The 16707-nt window shown below is 59.8% G+C and carries 10 protein-coding genes, 2 tRNA genes, 3 rRNA genes and 1 pseudogene; 5 read left to right on the top strand and 11 right to left on the bottom strand.

All coding sequences use genetic code 11. The features are described from left to right. Positions 1 to 234: 234 nt before the first annotated feature. From yjfF to L0U82_RS23830, 5 genes are all read right to left on the bottom strand, one after another. Positions 235 to 1329, bottom strand: a complete 1095-nt coding sequence (gene yjfF, locus L0U82_RS23850) for a galactofuranose ABC transporter, permease protein YjfF (protein WP_233835108.1) — start codon at positions 1327 to 1329, stop codon at positions 235 to 237. Further along, positions 1326 to 2369 carry an ABC transporter permease gene (locus L0U82_RS23845; RefSeq protein WP_233835106.1) on the bottom strand — a complete coding sequence of 348 codons (1044 nt, stop codon included), beginning with the start codon at positions 2367 to 2369 and terminating at the stop codon, positions 1326 to 1328. Before L0U82_RS23845 ends, yjfF begins: the two co-directional genes overlap by 4 nt. Next, entirely contained in the window at positions 2366 to 4006 is a 1641-nt protein-coding gene (locus tag L0U82_RS23840; RefSeq protein WP_233835104.1) for a sugar ABC transporter ATP-binding protein, read from the bottom strand. Before L0U82_RS23840 ends, L0U82_RS23845 begins: the two co-directional genes overlap by 4 nt. 210 nt (positions 4007 to 4216) lie before the next feature. Beyond that, entirely contained in the window at positions 4217 to 5203 is a 987-nt protein-coding gene (locus L0U82_RS23835; protein ID WP_233835102.1) for an ABC transporter substrate-binding protein, read from the bottom strand. A 221-nt stretch (positions 5204 to 5424) separates the two neighbouring features. Next, the gene (locus L0U82_RS23830; protein ID WP_233835100.1) at positions 5425 to 6015 is read right to left on the bottom strand and encodes an alpha-ketoglutarate-dependent dioxygenase AlkB family protein; all 591 of its coding nucleotides are present in this window, start codon (positions 6013 to 6015) and stop codon (positions 5425 to 5427) included. A 166-nt stretch (positions 6016 to 6181) separates the two neighbouring features. Here L0U82_RS23830 and L0U82_RS23825 point away from each other — a divergent pair, with 166 nt between their 5' ends. After that, complete coding sequence (locus tag L0U82_RS23825; RefSeq protein WP_233835098.1) at positions 6182 to 6766, top strand: malonic semialdehyde reductase; 585 nt, start codon at positions 6182 to 6184, stop codon at positions 6764 to 6766. A gap of 97 nt (positions 6767 to 6863) precedes the next feature. On the opposite strand, the gene L0U82_RS23820 is transcribed toward L0U82_RS23825, so the two are convergent. Then, entirely contained in the window at positions 6864 to 7211 is a 348-nt protein-coding gene (locus L0U82_RS23820) for a hypothetical protein (protein WP_233835096.1), read from the bottom strand. 464 nt (positions 7212 to 7675) lie between these two features. Between L0U82_RS23820 and L0U82_RS23815 the strand changes: the two genes are divergently transcribed. The 4 genes and pseudogenes from L0U82_RS23815 to L0U82_RS23800 all read left to right on the top strand — a co-directional run. Then, positions 7676 to 8839 carry a metallophosphoesterase gene (locus L0U82_RS23815; protein WP_233835094.1) on the top strand — a complete coding sequence of 388 codons (1164 nt, stop codon included), beginning with the start codon at positions 7676 to 7678 and terminating at the stop codon, positions 8837 to 8839. 650 nt (positions 8840 to 9489) lie between these two features. Continuing rightward, the gene (locus L0U82_RS23810) at positions 9490 to 10197 is read left to right on the top strand and encodes an MgtC/SapB family protein (RefSeq protein ID WP_233835092.1); all 708 of its coding nucleotides are present in this window, start codon (positions 9490 to 9492) and stop codon (positions 10195 to 10197) included. A 162-nt stretch (positions 10198 to 10359) separates the two neighbouring features. After that, positions 10360 to 10614, top strand: a complete 255-nt coding sequence (locus L0U82_RS23805; RefSeq protein ID WP_233835090.1) for a GlsB/YeaQ/YmgE family stress response membrane protein — start codon at positions 10360 to 10362, stop codon at positions 10612 to 10614. Positions 10615 to 10933: 319 nt separating this feature from the next. After that, positions 10934 to 11203, top strand: a pseudogene (locus L0U82_RS23800) (lipocalin family protein); the annotation flags it as partial. A gap of 60 nt (positions 11204 to 11263) precedes the next feature. Here L0U82_RS23800 and rrf read toward each other — a convergent pair. The 5 genes from rrf to L0U82_RS23775 form a co-directional block, all read right to left on the bottom strand. Further along, a 5S ribosomal RNA gene (rrf, locus tag L0U82_RS23795) occupies positions 11264 to 11377 on the bottom strand. Between the two features lie 234 nt (positions 11378 to 11611). Beyond that, positions 11612 to 14491, bottom strand: a 23S ribosomal RNA gene (locus tag L0U82_RS23790). A 295-nt stretch (positions 14492 to 14786) separates the two neighbouring features. Next, positions 14787 to 14862 (bottom strand) — tRNA-Ala (locus L0U82_RS23785). A gap of 71 nt (positions 14863 to 14933) precedes the next feature. Next, a tRNA-Ile gene (locus tag L0U82_RS23780) sits at positions 14934 to 15010 on the bottom strand. A gap of 75 nt (positions 15011 to 15085) precedes the next feature. After that, positions 15086 to 16616 (bottom strand): 16S ribosomal RNA (locus L0U82_RS23775). The 16S, 23S and 5S rRNA genes sit together here with 2 tRNA genes alongside, the layout of an rRNA operon. Between the last annotated feature and the right edge of the window lie 91 nt (positions 16617 to 16707).

Raw genomic sequence — 16707 nt, 5'->3', positions numbered from 1 at the left:
GACTGCTGTATTTCTGGTTATTCGATTAATAGTAACGACAGCGAGCCATTGGCTTTGCTGAAAAATAAATCGTGTTAAAACGCGCGCCAACGAAGGTTTACCCTATTCCTCGCTTTTGACACTCGTCGGTTGTTTGCCTGAGACCATTCGGCGTCGCCAAATAAGAAAGAGGGAGTGGCGACTTTCGTCGCCACTCCCTCCAGCCAAACCATCGGCAGTCTTCGTTGTTGCGCGTTACCCCGGCGCCCGCCCCAACACCTGCGAATCCGGCTTCGGCGCCGGCGCCTCCGCATGCACATGTCGATGCCCGCTCGTCGCCACCGCGCCTGTGCCACCCGATCGCGTGACCGACTTCGCATGCCGCTCGATCAAGCGCTGCAGCAGACAGAACGCGCACAGCAGCGCGCCGATCACGATCCGCGTCCACCACGAACTCAGCGTGCCGTCGAACGTAATCAGCGTCTGGATCGTGCCGAGAATGCCGACGCCGAACAGCGAGCCGAGCACATAACCGACGCCGCCAGTCAGCAGCGTGCCGCCGATCACGGTCGCCGCAATCGCATCGAGTTCCATGCCCTGCCCTTGCAGCCCATAACCCGACAGCACGTAGAACGTGAACACCGCACCGCCGAGCGCCGAGCAGAAGCCGCTCAATGCGTACACGCCGATCCGCGTATGCGCGACCGGCAGCCCCATTAGCAGCGCCGAACGCGGGTTGCCGCCGACCGCATACACGTTGCGTCCAAAGCGCGTGAAATGCGCGACGTAGATCGCGGCGGCAAGCGTCACGAGCGCGATCAGCACGTTCGCCGACACCGAACCGACGCCGACATTCAACCGAAACGCGGAGATCTTCTGGAACGTCGGATCGGTAATCGTGATCGACTGCGTGGTGATCAGGAAGCACAGACCGCGCGCGAAGAACATCCCCGCCAGCGTCACGATAAAGGCCTGCAGGCGGAAGAAATGAATCAGCGCGCCCTGCACCGCGCCGAACACCGTGCCCATCAGCAGCACGATCGGAATGATGATCCACACCGACACATGCATATGCTCGGACAGCACCGCCTCGACGATCGTCGTCAGTGCCACCACCGAGCCCACCGACAGATCGATGCCGCCCGACACGATCACGAACGTCATGCCGATCGCGACGATCAGCAGGAACGCGTTGTCGACCAGCAGATCGAGCAGCACCTGCCATGAGAAGAAACCGGTGTACATCACCGAGCCGAAACCGAACAGCGCGCAGAACAGCAGGATCGTGACCGCGATCGGCAGCGTGCGCGGATCGACCACGCGGGCGAGTGCTTCGAAAAGACGCCTCATCGTGCCACCTCGCGACGTTTGACGAGCGACGAACCGAACGACACCGCGAGCGCGCGTGCCGCCGGCGACTGGATCACACTGACCGCGAGCACGACAGCAGCCTTGACGACCAGCGTCGCTTCCGGCGGCACGCCGATCGAATAGGTGGTGTATGTCAGCGTCTGGATGATCAACGCGCCGAGCACCGTGCCCGCGAAGCTGAAGCGCCCGCCGAGCAGCGACGTGCCGCCGAGCGTCACCGCCAGAATCGCATCGAGTTCGAGCAGCAGCCCGGCGTTGTTGCCGTCCGCACTGCGCACGTTCGAACTGATCAGGATGCCTGCCATTGCCGCGGTCAGGCCCGAGAAGCCATACACCGCGAACACGATCGCTTTCGAGCGCAGTCCGACGAGCCGCGTCGCCACCGGATTGACGCCGATCGCGCGAATGAACAACCCGAGCGCGGTGCCTTCGACGAGCGCGGCGGTTGCGAGCACCGCCACCGTCGCGATCCATACCGAACACGGCACGCCGAGCCAGTAGCCGCCGCCGACGAACAGATAACCGGGTGCGCCGATCGGAATGATCTGCCCGGCGGTCAGCAATTGCGCGATGCCGCGGCCGGCCACCATCAGAATCAATGTCGCGATGATCGGCTGCATGCCGACGAACGACACCAGCAGCCCATTCCACATGCCGCTCAGCAAGCCGACGACCAGCGCCGCCACCAACGCCTGCGCGACCAGCGCACCGCTCGGCACCGCCTGGGTCGACAGGATCGTCGCGGCCGCCGCGCCGGCGATCGCGACCACCGCGCCGACCGAAATGTCGATGCCGCGCGTTGCGATCACGAGCGTCATGCCGATCGCGACCAGCACCAGCGGCGCGGCGCGATTGAGGATGTCGATCGGTGCACCGAACAGGTGGCCGTCGAGCGTGCGCAGCGCGAGGAAATGCGGATTGACCAGCAGGTTCAGTCCGAACAGCAAGGCCAGCGTCACGCAGGGCCACAGCAGCGGACGCTCGCCCCCGTCGCGCGCGAACCAGTTCGATAGCTTCATTCGCCGCTCCCTGCGATGAGTCGGTAGATGTTGTCCTCGTTGGACGCCTTGCCGGCGACCTCGGCGATCTTGCGGCGATCGCGCAGCACCGCGACGCGATGGCTCACGCGCAGCACCTCGCTGATCTCCGATGAAATGAACAGGATAGAGAGGCCATTCGCGCACAACGCCAGCAGCCGGTCCATGATGTCGAACTTCGCGGCGACGTCGATGCCGCGAGTCGGTTCGTCGAGTATCAGCAGCTTCGGATCGGTCGCGAGCCAGCGCGCGAGCAGCGCTTTCTGCTGGTTGCCGCCGGACAGCAACGCGATCGGCTGTTCGGCGTCGGACGCCTTGATGCCGAGCCGTTCGATCCACTGATCGGCGATCTCTTTCGCGCGCGGCCGGCTGATCTTGCGCCACCAGCCGCGCCGCGCCTGCAACGCCAGCACGATGTTCTCGCGGATCGACAGCTCGGCGACGATGCCTTCCTTCTTGCGATCTTCCGCGCAATAGCCGATACCGTGACGCACCGCATCGCGCGGTGTGCGCAGCCGCACCGGCTTGCCGTTGACGAGAATCGTGCCGCTATCCGCGCGATCGGCGCCGAACAACAGACGCGCGGTTTCGGTGCGGCCCGAGCCGAGCAGACCGGCGAGGCCGAGAATCTGGCCGGACTGCACGTCGAGATCGATCGGCTGCAGCGTGCCGCGCCGGCCGACGCCGCGCAATTCGACGAACGGTGTCGCGGCCTGCGCGTGCGGCGTGTGCTCGGATGGCTCGTCCGTCACCTGCTGAAGCTCATCCGCGGCCTGCCCTTCATGCGCCGCTTCGCGCAAACGCGCGCTCATCCGTTCATGACCGACCATCTTCGCGACCAGCTGATCGGCCGGCAGATCGCGCGCCAGATATTCGCCTTCGCGCTCGCCGTTGCGCATCACCGTGATGCGATCGGAGATCGCGTAGGTCTGTTCGATGAAGTGCGTGACAAACAGAATCGCGATGCCGGATTGCTTCAGATGCCGAAGTATTTTGAAAAGCTGCGCGACTTCGCTGTCGTCGAGACTCGACGTCGGCTCGTCGAGGATCAGCACGCGCGCATCGACCGACAGCGCCCGCGCGATCGCGACCATCTGCTGCACCGCGATCGGATACGCGTCGAGCGAGCGGGTGACGTCGAGCGATACGTCGAGGCGCGCGAGCGCGGCCTGCGCGCGGCGCTTGATGTCGGGCCAGTCGATCGCGCCGAAACGGCGCGGCTGACGGCCCGCGAAAATATTCTCCGCGACCGACAGGTTCGGGCACAGATTCACTTCCTGATACAGCGTGCGCACGCCGGCCGCTTCGGCTTCCTGCGGCGAACCGAACGCGACCACTTCGCCGCCGAGGCGGATCGTGCCGGCATCGGGTGCAAGCACCCCGGTGAGTACGTTGATCAACGTGGATTTGCCGGCGCCGTTCTGTCCCATCAGCGTATGCACCTCGCCGGGGAACAGGCGAAAATCGACGCCTTGCAGCGCCTTCACGCCGGGGAATGTCTTGCTGACGCCGGAGGTGGCGAGGATCGGCTCGCGCGCGCCGTCCTGCGCGCCCTGTGCGTTGTGCGCGCCGCGAGTCGGCTGGCCCGGCTGATTCGGTTCGGAAGCGGAATGGGTCATGGACCTCGCTCGATCGGCTATGCGTGGTTCGGCGGGCTGCGCCAGCGGCAGGCTCCTGAAAAGAGACCGCCCGCTGCCAACGCAGCCCGGGCGGTCAGGCACCACTGGAGAACCCTGTTCGATCTGACCGTGCCGCGCCTCTGGTTCGCGCCACGGTCTGGATGCCTGAGCGTCAGGAGAACGCGATCGCGTTCTCCCGCGTCGGCAACATCAGTATTTACGCTGCGGCAGCGTCTGCGCGGCGACGCTCATCGGGAAGACGGTCTCCTCCGTGACGATGCGCTTCGGCAGTTGCTTGCCGGCCACGACGTCCTTCACGGCCGACATCAGCTGCGGTCCGAGCAGCGGGCTGCATTCGACATCGACGTTCATCTTGCCGGCGACCATCGCCTGGAAGCCGCCCTTGGTCGCGTCGAACGACACGATCGTGACGTCCTTGCCCGGATGCATGCCGGCTTCTTCCATCGCCTGGATCGCGCCGAGCGCCATGTCGTCGTTATGCGCATACACGACGTTGATCTTGTTGCCGTAGGTCTTGATGAACGCTTCCATCACCTGCTTGCCGCCGGCCAGCGTGAAGTCGCCGCTCTGCGACGCGATGATCTTGAACTTCGGATCGTTCTTGATCACTTCCATCAGGCCCGAGTGCCGGTCGTTAGCCGGCGCGGAACCGACCGTGCCTTGCAGCTCGGCGATGTTGATCGGACCTTTATCGTCCTTGTAGTGATCTTCGAGCCATTTGCCGCCGCGCCGTCCTTCTTCGAGGAAGTCCGAGCCGATCATCGTCACGTACAGTGACTGATCTTTCACGTCGATATTGCGGTCGGTCAGGATCACCGGAATCTTCGCGGCCTTGGCTTCGAGCAGCACCGGCTCCCAGCCCGATTCGACCACCGGCGAGAACGCGATCACGTCGACCTTCTGCGCGATATACGAGCGGATCGCCTTGATCTGGTTTTCCTGCTTCTGTTGAGCGTCGGAGAATTTGAGCTTGATCTTCGCGTCAGCGGCCGCCGACTTCACCGATTCGGTATTCGCGGTGCGCCATGCGCTTTCCGCGCCGACCTGTGCAAAACCGAGCGTGATCTGCTTGTCCTCGGCATGTGCGCCGGGCGTGGCCAGCGTCAAAGCACCGAGACTCGCGGAAAGCGCGAGCGCGCCCAGAGCGCGACACGCGGCACGTCGTGTATTCGCCATGACTGTCTCCTATGTCGGCCAGAGCGAACGCTCGCGCGCTTACTCCGGATCCATGTGATTTATCGCAGTTGTTGTGTGCGACCCAGCGACCTGAGCGGCCCTCGCGGCCCCCGACGGTGCGTGGATCGTGATGTAGCGTACTGTGCGTCGCGTTAACCGTCCAATCATATGATTCGCGGCCTCGATACCATTTTTGGTATAGCGCACGGGTTCGGCATAGGTCAGGTTCGCGGGGTGACCCAGCGAAACGTCAGGTTGATGCGCTCGCCGCTCACACGCGGTTCCTTCGGCACCCGATGACGCCACTCCGCCTGGGTATCGCCCTTCATCACGAGCAGGCTGCCGCCCTTCAGCGCGAACGATTGCACGACGGCAGTTTTGTTATGCCGCAGATCGAACGTACGCGCGACGCCGAGGCTCACCGACGCGATCACCGGCTGTTTGCCGAGTTCGGGCTCGCGGTCCGCGTGCCAGCCCATGCTGTCGGCACCGCTGCGGTAGCGATTCAGCAGCACGCTGTTAAAACGCGCGCCGCTCGTTGCCTCGGCGGCGGCCTTCAGTTCGGCGACGGCCGGCGTCCACGGTTGCGGTACGTTCCGGATGCCTGAATAGACGTACACGGCGTCCGGCTCGCCTTGCCAGGCGGTCAGACGCGGCAGTGCAACACGACCGGCGGGCGTGCCCATCATGTCCTGGCGCCATTGCACTTCGTCGATCAGGCGCGTGAGCATTTGCGCGGCCGCGGCCAGCGCAAGCCAATCGGGATACCAGTCGACGTCGGGTGTGGGCAGGTCGTTGAAAAGATCGTTCATTGAAATGCGGGGAATACGTGAATGCAGTGGGTGCCAGCGGGCCGGTGAGAACCCTGGCTATTATGGCTGCAACGGCATGCCTGCTCATCCGCGCATGTTGCTCTGTCATTCGATGCGGGCTGCAGATTTTTGGGCTAGCTTCTTCTTTTTTGCACGGACTACTCCCATGACTCTTTCCGATCAAGCGCTCGATCAGCTGTTTCGCGAAGCACGCACGCATAACGGCTGGCAGAACAAACCCATCGACGATGCCGTGCTCCATCAACTCATCGAACTCGTGCTGCTCGGGCCGACCTCGGCCAATTCGAGCCCCGGCCGCTTCGTGTTCGTGAAGACGCCGGAGGGCAAGGAAAAACTGCGCCCGGCGTTATCGGCGGGCAATCTCGAGAAAACGATGGCCGCGCCGGTCACGGTGATCGTCGGCATGGACATGGCGTTTTACGAGCATCTGCCGAAGCTCTTTCCGCATGCGGACGCGCGTAGCTGGTTCGCCGGCAACGAGCGCGCGATCGCGGATACGGCGTTCCGTAACTCGACGCTGCAAGGCGGCTATCTGATTCTCGCTGCCCGCGCGCTCGGTCTCGACACGGGGCCGATGTCGGGCTTCGATGCGGCCAAGGTCGACGCCGCGTTCTTCGCCGGCACGACCGTCAAGTCGAATTTCCTGATCAACCTCGGTTATGGCGATGCGTCGAAACTGTTCGCGCGCAGCCCGCGTTTTTCGTTCGACGAAGCGGCGCGCGTGGTTTGACGCCTGTTTGAGATGTGTTGGGGCATGGCGTGGCGCGCGCCGCTCCTTCGTTATGCGGCACTGCATCGTGATGCCGGCCCGCGGGCTTTGTCTCAGTTCAGCCCAGCACCGCGATATAAAACACCACGGCGCCGATCAGCGCACCGACGAAGCAGAAACCTTCGTCGGCCTCATCGCCATTCGAGCGCAGCCACGCGCCGGCGACGCCGAACAGCCCCGCGATGCCGAGCGCGACGCATACCATCACCACGCCGAAGAGCGCGTCCTTGCCGAGTTCGGAGAAGTCGATATTGCGCACGCCGATGTACAGCGCGATCGCCATCAGAGAGATGCCGACGAGCGGCAGCATCACATGACTGCCCTCGCGCCCGACGTGGTGTGGATGATGAGCGTGATGCGCGTCGCGCGGATCGCGCGGGTGGTGGCCCAGTTTGAGCAGCTTCATCGTGTCTCCCCCTCGCCCGGATCGCATTTGCGGGCGACAGCGCCAGTGGCGACCGGGCTGCGCGGCCGGCGTTGTGTGCCGCTTTTAACGCCGCTGCGATGGCCCGGAAACACGCTGGTTTAGGTCAAGCATAGTCCACGCGCGAATACGATTCAAAGCCCATTTAATTCTGGTTGCGCAGACATTGAATGCGTTACGAGCGCTGCTTTCGATCCCTTCGGTCCACCGTGAAGCACTTATTGAACCGCGGCCGGAAAAGCCCGCGAAAAGACTTTCAGAGGCCTACGGGATTCGCTGATCTGCGCGCGGTGACGTGCCGAAGCACGAATCTTGCGGGATCAGCAAGGGTCCAGACATGTCGGTAGAATGACTCGCCGCGCGAACGCGTTGTACCGGCCGCCAACCGGTGCACCGCGGGCACTTCGCCAAGCCACTCCGCGCCCCTTTCCCGCCCGATCCTTTCTATGCGCCGTTCATCGTTTCTCGTTCGCATCATCCTGATTGGCATCCTGCTGCATATCTATGTCGGCTTACGCGTGATTCCCGATATGCCGGTCAGTGCGGCCAGCCGCTGGCTGTGCGCGCTATGGCTCGTGCTGTCGGTCTTGCTGATCCCGGTCGGCATGATGGCGCGCGGCATCAAGCGGCAGCCGCTCGGCGACCGGCTCGCGTGGGTCGGCCTGCTCGCGATGGGTTTCTTCTCATCGCTGCTGGTGCTGACGTTCGCTCGCGATCTCGTGCTCGCCTCCCTGCTGACGATCGATGCCATCTGGCCGAACACGCTCGCCATCAGCCACTGGAGAACCGGTTCCGCGGCGGCGGTGCCGTTGTTAGCGCTACTGTCCACGCTGATCGGCCTCGTCAATGCGCGGCGCCGCGCACGCGTCGTGACGATCAACGTGCCGATCGACGATCTGCCGCGCGAGCTCGACGGTTTCACGATCGTGCAGATCAGCGATATTCACGTCGGCCCGACGATCAAGGGACGTTATGTCGACGCCATCGTTGACGCGGTGAACCGGCTGAAACCCGATCTGATCGCGGTGACCGGCGACGTCGTGGACGGCAGCGTGCAGAAGCTGAGCAAACATACGCAGCCACTGTCGCGACTCACCGCACGGCACGGCGCTTTTCTCGTGACCGGCAATCACGAGTATTACTCCGGTGCGAACTCGTGGATCGACGAGTTCCGCCGTCTCGGCTTGCGAGTGCTGATGAACGAACACGTCGTCGTCGATCATGACGGCGCGCGCGCGGTGATTGCGGGCGTCACCGATTACTCGGCGGGCCATCATGATCCCGCGCATCGCAGCGACCCGGTGGCGGCGCTCGCCGGCGCGCCGGGCGATGTGTTGATCAAGGTGCTGCTCGCTCATCAGCCGCGTTCGGCCGAAGCGGCGGCGGCGGCTGGCTTCACGCTGCAGCTATCCGGGCACACGCACGGCGGACAGTTCTTTCCGTGGAATTTCTTCGTGCGACTCCAGCAGCCGTTTACTGCCGGCCTTGCGCGGCTGAACGGGTTGTGGGTTTATACGAGCCGCGGGACGGGCTATTGGGGGCCGCCGAAGCGGCTCGGTGCACCGTCGGAAATCACGCGTGTGCGGCTTGTTCCTGGTGAGCCGGATTGAGCGTTGTGCGAGCTATAGCGCGGTGGTGGGAAGTGTTCGAGTGATTGCGTTCGCACATGTATGCATCTATGCACCCGTGCATGAATGCGAAGGCAACACGGCAAAAGGCAGAACGTGATTGCATCGTGCGATGTTCTTCAAAGTACTCGGGCGCGGACGGCGTGTCCTTTTCGCTGAGTATCAAGTGGTATTAGGCATGCAGCGCATGGCTTTCTCGATCGTTCCGTTATAGCAGTTCTCAAGGAACCCCAGGCATCCTTCTGTCAGCTTGACCAGGCTTTGCGCAGCCCCTTAGAATTCGCCCCATTCAATTAACCGGAATCACGATCTTGGACAGTAGTAGTACTCGTCGAGTATCGATTCGCCCGATCGCCTGTTAGGCGGGATTTCCGCGTCAGTTTTTCCCTGTCGCCGTCCTGCTCCAAGGCTCGATGGCGCACGTCGCTCTCATTTCATTCACATTCGCGTACTGCAGGTGACGCACTGCATCGCACCGACGTCATGCCGTCGCTACACGCGTCGGGTGCGGCGATTCCATTTTTCGCGGCGTTGCTTCGCGCCGGTCCCTTTCGCAAACGACGATAGACGACGCCGTGCCGTCACGCGTAGGCTTCACACTGCGACAGTACGAGCACCAACCTTTCTGAACGATGACACTCGAATTCTTCCTGCGGCTTCTGACCGCTTTCTCCTGCGGTGTCGCGATCGGCTTCGAACGGCAGATACGGCAGCGCAATGCAGGCCTGCGCACGATTACGCTCGTCGCGAGCGGCGCGTGCCTGTTCGTCACGCTCGGCGTGCTGACCAGCAATGGCACGGCGGGCATTACGCAGATCGCCGCGTATGTGGTGTCCGGTGTCGGCTTTCTCGGCGGCGGGGTCATCATGCGCGACAAAGGTTCGATTCAGGGGATCAACACCGCCGCGACGCTGTGGTGCTCGGCGGCGGTAGGCGTATTGAGCGGCGCGGGACACTACGTGCCGGCGCTCGCCGGCACCGGCGTCGTACTGCTGACCAATACGGTACTGCGTGAAGTAAGCCGCATGATCAACGCGACGCCCGTCTCCAACGCCGACCTCGTTCGCGAGTACATGCTGACGATCGTTTGCCGCGAGGCCGACGAGATCCACATCCGCACCGCGATTTCCAACTCGATGTATTCGACGCCGCTGTCTTTCCAGAGCCTGACGAGCGAAGACGTCGACGACGATCCTGGACGCATCCGCGTGACCGCGACGCTCAAGATGCATCCGAAGGATCAGTCGAAGCTTGAACAGATGGCGAGTCGTCTGAGTATGGAGAAAAGCGTTTCAAGCGTGAGTTGGACGGCGAAAGAAGCGGAACCGACGCCCGAGTGACGCGCGGCGCGTAAGCCTCCTTTATGCGCGCGCATCGTCTACACTTAGCTTGCAACAGTTTCAGACAACGTTAATTCAGCGTCCTGCACATGGGCTGTCCCATAACCTTCGACTAAGCTCTATCGCAGTGATTTTTTCACACTCAACCATGGAGTCTCGAATATGGAACACGGCGTCATCGCATGGATCATCATCGGCGCGATTGCGGGCTGGCTCGCTGGTGTGCTCGTCAGGGGCGGCGGCTTCGGCCTGATCGTCGACATCATTGTCGGTATCGTCGGTGCGTTTATCGGTGGCTGGCTCGCCGGCGTGCTGCACATTTCGCTCGGCAGCGGCTGGATCGGCTCGATCATTACCGCCGTGATCGGCGCGGTCATTCTGCTGTTTATCATCCGGCTCGTGCGACGAGGTTCGTGAGCACGGTATCCGATGTGATGAAGCGCCAGACGGCTTTCGCTGCTGGCGCTTTTTCTTTGCGGACTCGTTTTGTTTGTTGCCGGGGAAACGGCGTGGAAGATAAAAGCCACAAGCAATATCGATGTTGTGAGCGCAATGTTATTACTGATGTGCAGTTCGGGAGCACAACTGAGGACGTAGTCGGTTCCGATAGGCAGGCAAAAAGCAGCAAAAGCCAACCCCATGCCTTGTCGCTTCTCCTAGCATGGCCGTACACGCGCCCGACGCCAAGACCGATGCGAGCATCAAGCAAAGTAGTGAAAGCGCATGGATCGCAGGAGTGCACATGGTACCGGTTCGTACGTGGCGCTCACCTCGCACGGGCACATCCTATCCGGTCTCGATGACGGTCAGGACAGGGACTGTGACGTGGCAAATCGAACCACTGATGAATGACCAGGAACTCGATTCACGGCAATCAACCGGCGCGGTGTACTGGGAAGGCGCGGCGCGGGTAAGCCGTGCGGGTGCGGACGTCGGCCGAGCCTATCTGGAGCTGACGGGATATGCGGACGCGCTGCGCACGGGAAGAGATGAAGGGAGGAACTGAGTAGTGGCCCGTAAACGCAGAAACCCCACCGCATTGGGTGGGGTTTCTGTCTTGAGGGGAGCCTGACGATTACCTACTTTCACACGGGCAATCCGCACTATCATCGGCGTGGAGTCGTTTCACGGTCCTGTTCGGGATGGGAAGGGGTGGGACCGACTCGCTATGGTCATCAGGCATGACGGGTTGCTGCGTCGCTGGGGGTTGGAGTCAACCGGTGAGCGCCACAGCCAATCGGGAAGAAGCGTAAAGGATTCGTGTGTGAATCGTGTTGGGGGGTTGTGTTGGTTCTGGCACAACACTGATCTCAACCGTGCGTCCTGTCACCTCCTGTGGAGGTTCGTATCCCCTTCGGGGATCGGACATCCGTAAGTGCTGAAGCACTAACGGTTGTCGAGACACACCTGTTATAGGATCAAGCCTTACGGGCAATTAGTATCAGTTAGCTCAGTACATTACTGTACGTGCACACCTGACCTATCAACGTCCTGGTCTTGAACGACCCTTCAAGGGGCTTAAAGCCCCGGGGATATCTCATCTCAAGGCGAGTTTCCCGCTTAGATGCTTTCAGCGGTTATCTCTTCCGAACATAGCTACCCGGCGATGCCACTGGCGTGACAACCGGTACACCAGAGGTTCGTCCACTCCGGTCCTCTCGTACTAGGAGCAGGTCCCTTCAAATATCCAGCGCCCACGGCAGATAGGGACCAAACTGTCTCACGACGTTTTAAACCCAGCTCACGTACCTCTTTAAATGGCGAACAGCCATACCCTTGGGACCGGCTACAGCCCCAGGATGAGATGAGCCGACATCGAGGTGCCAAACACCGCCGTCGATATGAACTCTTGGGCGGTATCAGCCTGTTATCCCCAGAGTACCTTTTATCCGTTGAGCGATGGCCCTTCCATACAGAACCACCGGATCACTATGACCTGCTTTCGCACCTGTTCGACTTGTCAGTCTCACAGTCAAGCACGCTTATGCCATTGCACTATCAGCACGATTTCCGACCGTACCTAGCGTACCTTCGTACTCCTCCGTTACACTTTGGGAGGAGACCGCCCCAGTCAAACTGCCTACCATGCACTGTCCCCGATCCGGATTACGGACCAAGGTTAGAACCTCAAACAGATCAGGGTGGTATTTCAAGGACGGCTCCACTGAGACTAGCGTCCCAGCTTCAAAGCCTCCCACCTATCCTACACAGACCGGTTCAAAGTCCAATGCAAAGCTACAGTAAAGGTTCATGGGGTCTTTCCGTCTAGCCGCGGGGAGATTGCATCATCACAAACACTTCAACTTCGCTGAGTCTCGGGAGGAGACAGTGTGGCCATCGTTACGCCATTCGTGCAGGTCGGAACTTACCCGACAAGGAATTTCGCTACCTTAGGACCGTTATAGTTACGGCCGCCGTTTACCGGGACTTCAATCAGGAGCTTGCACCCCATCATTTAATCTTCCGGCACCGGGCAGGCGTCACACCCTATACGTCCACTTTCGTGTTTGCAGAGTGCTGTGTTTTTATTAAACAGTCGCAGCCACCAGTTTATTGCAACCCTTTCACCCTTCTGGCGCAGGCCAGTCAAGCTACAAGGGCGTACCTTATCCCGAAGTTACGGTACCAATTTGCCGAGTTCCTTCTCCCGAGTTCTCTCAAGCGCCTTAGAATACTCATCTCGCCCACCTGTGTCGGTTTGCGGTACGGTCACTGTGAAACTGAAGCTTAGAGGCTTTTCCTGGAACCCCTTCCAGTTGCTTCGCGACCTAAGTCGCTCGCGCCACACCCTTGAATCCTGCGCCCGGATTTGCCAAAGCGCCTTCTCCAATGCAGCGACCGGGACTTCCAACACCCGGACAACCTTCCGCGATCCGTCCCCCCATCGCATTTCACAATGGTGCAGAAATATTAATCTGCTTCCCATCAGCTACGCATTTCTGCCTCGCCTTAGGGGCCGACTCACCCTACGCCGATGAACGTTGCGTAGGAAACCTTGGGCTTACGGCGAGGGGGCCTTTCACCCCCTTTATCGCTACTCATGTCAGCATTCGCACTTCCGATACCTCCAGCACACTTTCCAGTGCACCTTCGCAGGCTTACGGAACGCTCTCCTACCATGCATATAAATATGCATCCGCAGCTTCGGTATATGACTTAGCCCCGTTACATCTTCCGCGCAGGACGACTCGATCAGTGAGCTATTACGCTTTCTTTAAAGGATGGCTGCTTCTAAGCCAACCTCCTGACTGTTTTAGCCTTCCCACTTCGTTTCCCACTTAGTCATATTTGGGGACCTTAGCTGGCGGTCTGGGTTGTTTCCCTCTTGACACCGGACGTTAGCACCCGATGTCTGTCTCCCGTGATTGCACTCTTCGGTATTCGGAGTTTGCTATGGCGTAGTAATCCGCAATGGACCCCACAACCATGACAGTGCTCTACCCCCGAAGGTGATACACGAGGCACTACCTAAATAGTTTTCGGAGAGAACCAGCTATTTCCAGGTTTGTTTAGCCTTTCACCCCTATCCACAGCTCATCCCCTAACTTTTCAACGTTAGTGGGTTCGGTCCTCCAGCACGTGTTACCGTGCCTTCAACCTGGCCATGGATAGATCACCTGGTTTCGGGTCTACACCCAGCGACTGGACGCCCTGTTCGGACTCGCTTTCGCTACGCCTGCCCTAATCGGTTAAGCTTGCCACTGAATGTAAGTCGCTGACCCATTATACAAAAGGTACGCCGTCACCCCTTGCGAGGCTCCGACTGTTTGTATGCATGCGGTTTCAGGATCTGTTTCACTCCCCTCCCGGGGTTCTTTTCGCCTTTCCCTCACGGTACTGGTTCACTATCGGTCGATCACGAGTATTTAGCCTTGGAGGATGGTCCCCCCATCTTCAGACAGGATTTCACGTGTCCCGCCCTACTTGTCGTACACCCAGTTCTTTCCCGCTGTTTTCGTCTACAGGGCTATCACCTGCTATGGCCGCACTTTCCAGAGCGTTCGACTAACAATGAGAATAAAGAGTACAGGCTGATCCCATTTCGCTCGCCACTACTTTGGGAATCTCGGTTGATTTCTTTTCCTGCGGTTACTTAGATGTTTCAGTTCACCGCGTTCGCTTCACGTAGCCTATGTATTCAGCTACGGATACCTCATAAGAGGTGGGTTTCCCCATTCGGACATCTCCGGATCAATGCTCGTTTGCCAGCTCCCCGGAGCTTTTCGCAGGCTACCGCGTCCTTCATCGCCTGTGATCGCCAAGGCATCCACCACATGCACTTGTTCGCTTGACCCTATAACGGGTATGTCTCATCTCGAGACGCACTCGCTACAGGTTGAGTATTCGTGTTGCGCCGTATTCCAAAGCGATCTTTCGATCACTTAAAAATACATCGATACAATCACAACCCTGATTCACCTACTCACGCACCCATCTCTAAGTACGCTTTCGTGAATCTCTTTACTACTTCTTCCTGATTGTTAAAGAACGACAGCCGATTATGAGTTGCCTCATATCGCTCTGACTGGCTCAATCGCCAATGCGAAGTACTCAGCATCGCTTCATGCTGAACCCTTGGCATTGAGGATTGGTGGAGGATGACGGGATCGAACCGACGACCCCCTGCTTGCAAAGCAGGTGCTCTCCCAGCTGAGCTAATCCCCCAGTCATGCAACAGACAGATACCTCATCCGTTCAGCCCCAGCGGGTCTTCAGCCAGCACCACAGACAGGCACTGGTGGGTCTGGATGGATTCGAACCATCGACCCCCGCCTTATCAAGACGGTGCTCTAACCGACTGAGCTACAGACCCCTGAGTCTGTCTGATCTTCTTCTAACTACAGCCGATAAGCGTGAGCGCTTCGATGTCAGAACACGCGGGCTCTGGAAAGGAGGTGATCCAGCCGCACCTTCCGATACGGCTACCTTGTTACGACTTCACCCCAGTCATGAATCCTACCGTGGTGACCGTCCTCCTTGCGGTTAGACTAGCCACTTCTGGTAAAACCCACTCCCATGGTGTGACGGGCGGTGTGTACAAGACCCGGGAACGTATTCACCGCGGCATGCTGATCCGCGATTACTAGCGATTCCAGCTTCACGCACTCGAGTTGCAGAGTGCGATCCGGACTACGATCGGTTTTCTGGGATTGGCTCCACCTCGCGGCTTGGCAACCCTCTGTTCCGACCATTGTATGACGTGTGAAGCCCTACCCATAAGGGCCATGAGGACTTGACGTCATCCCCACCTTCCTCCGGTTTGTCACCGGCAGTCTCCCTGGAGTGCTCTTGCGTAGCAACTAGGGACAAGGGTTGCGCTCGTTGCGGGACTTAACCCAACATCTCACGACACGAGCTGACGACAGCCATGCAGCACCTGTGTTACGGCTCCCTTTCGGGCACATCCACCTCTCAGCGGACTTCCGTACATGTCAAGGGTAGGTAAGGTTTTTCGCGTTGCATCGAATTAATCCACATCATCCACCGCTTGTGCGGGTCCCCGTCAATTCCTTTGAGTTTTAATCTTGCGACCGTACTCCCCAGGCGGTCAACTTCACGCGTTAGCTACGTTACCAAGCCAATGAAGGCCCGACAACCAGTTGACATCGTTTAGGGCGTGGACTACCAGGGTATCTAATCCTGTTTGCTCCCCACGCTTTCGTGCATGAGCGTCAGTATTGGCCCAGGGGGCTGCCTTCGCCATCGGTATTCCTCCACATCTCTACGCATTTCACTGCTACACGTGGAATTCTACCCCCCTCTGCCATACTCAAGCCCGCCAGTCACAAATGCAGTTCCCAGGTTAAGCCCGGGGATTTCACATCTGTCTTAACGAACCGCCTGCGCACGCTTTACGCCCAGTAATTCCGATTAACGCTCGCACCCTACGTATTACCGCGGCTGCTGGCACGTAGTTAGCCGGTGCTTATTCTTCCGGTACCGTCATCCTCCAGAGGTATTAACCCCGAAGTTTTCTTTCCGGACAAAAGTGCTTTACAACCCGAAGGCCTTCTTCACACACGCGGCATTGCTGGATCAGGGTTGCCCCCATTGTCCAAAATTCCCCACTGCTGCCTCCCGTAGGAGTCTGGGCCGTGTCTCAGTCCCAGTGTGGCTGGTCGTCCTCTCAGACCAGCTACAGATCGTCGGCTTGGTAGGCCTTTACCCCACCAACTACCTAATCTGCCATCGGCCGCCCCTTGAGCGCGAGGTCCGAAGATCCCCCGCTTTCCTCCACAGAGCGTATGCGGTATTAATCCGGCTTTCGCCGGGCTATCCCCCACTCCAGGACACGTTCCGATGTATTACTCACCCGTTCGCCACTCGCCACCAGGATTGCTCCCGTGCTGCCGTCCGACTTGCATGTGTAAGGCATGCCGCCAGCGTTCAATCTGAGCCAGGATCAAACTCTTCAGTTCAAACCTGTTACTGTTTTCGGTTTCGTTAGAAACCGGTCGCTCACTCAACGTACTGACGATGATCAGCCTGTCTCTCAACAGGCAAACCTTC

This window comes from Paraburkholderia sp. ZP32-5 (genome assembly GCF_021390495.1).
GTDB lineage: Bacteria > Pseudomonadota > Gammaproteobacteria > Burkholderiales > Burkholderiaceae > Paraburkholderia.
Note: the sequence above shows the minus strand (reverse complement) of the source record. Positions and strands in the feature narration are given on the sequence as shown.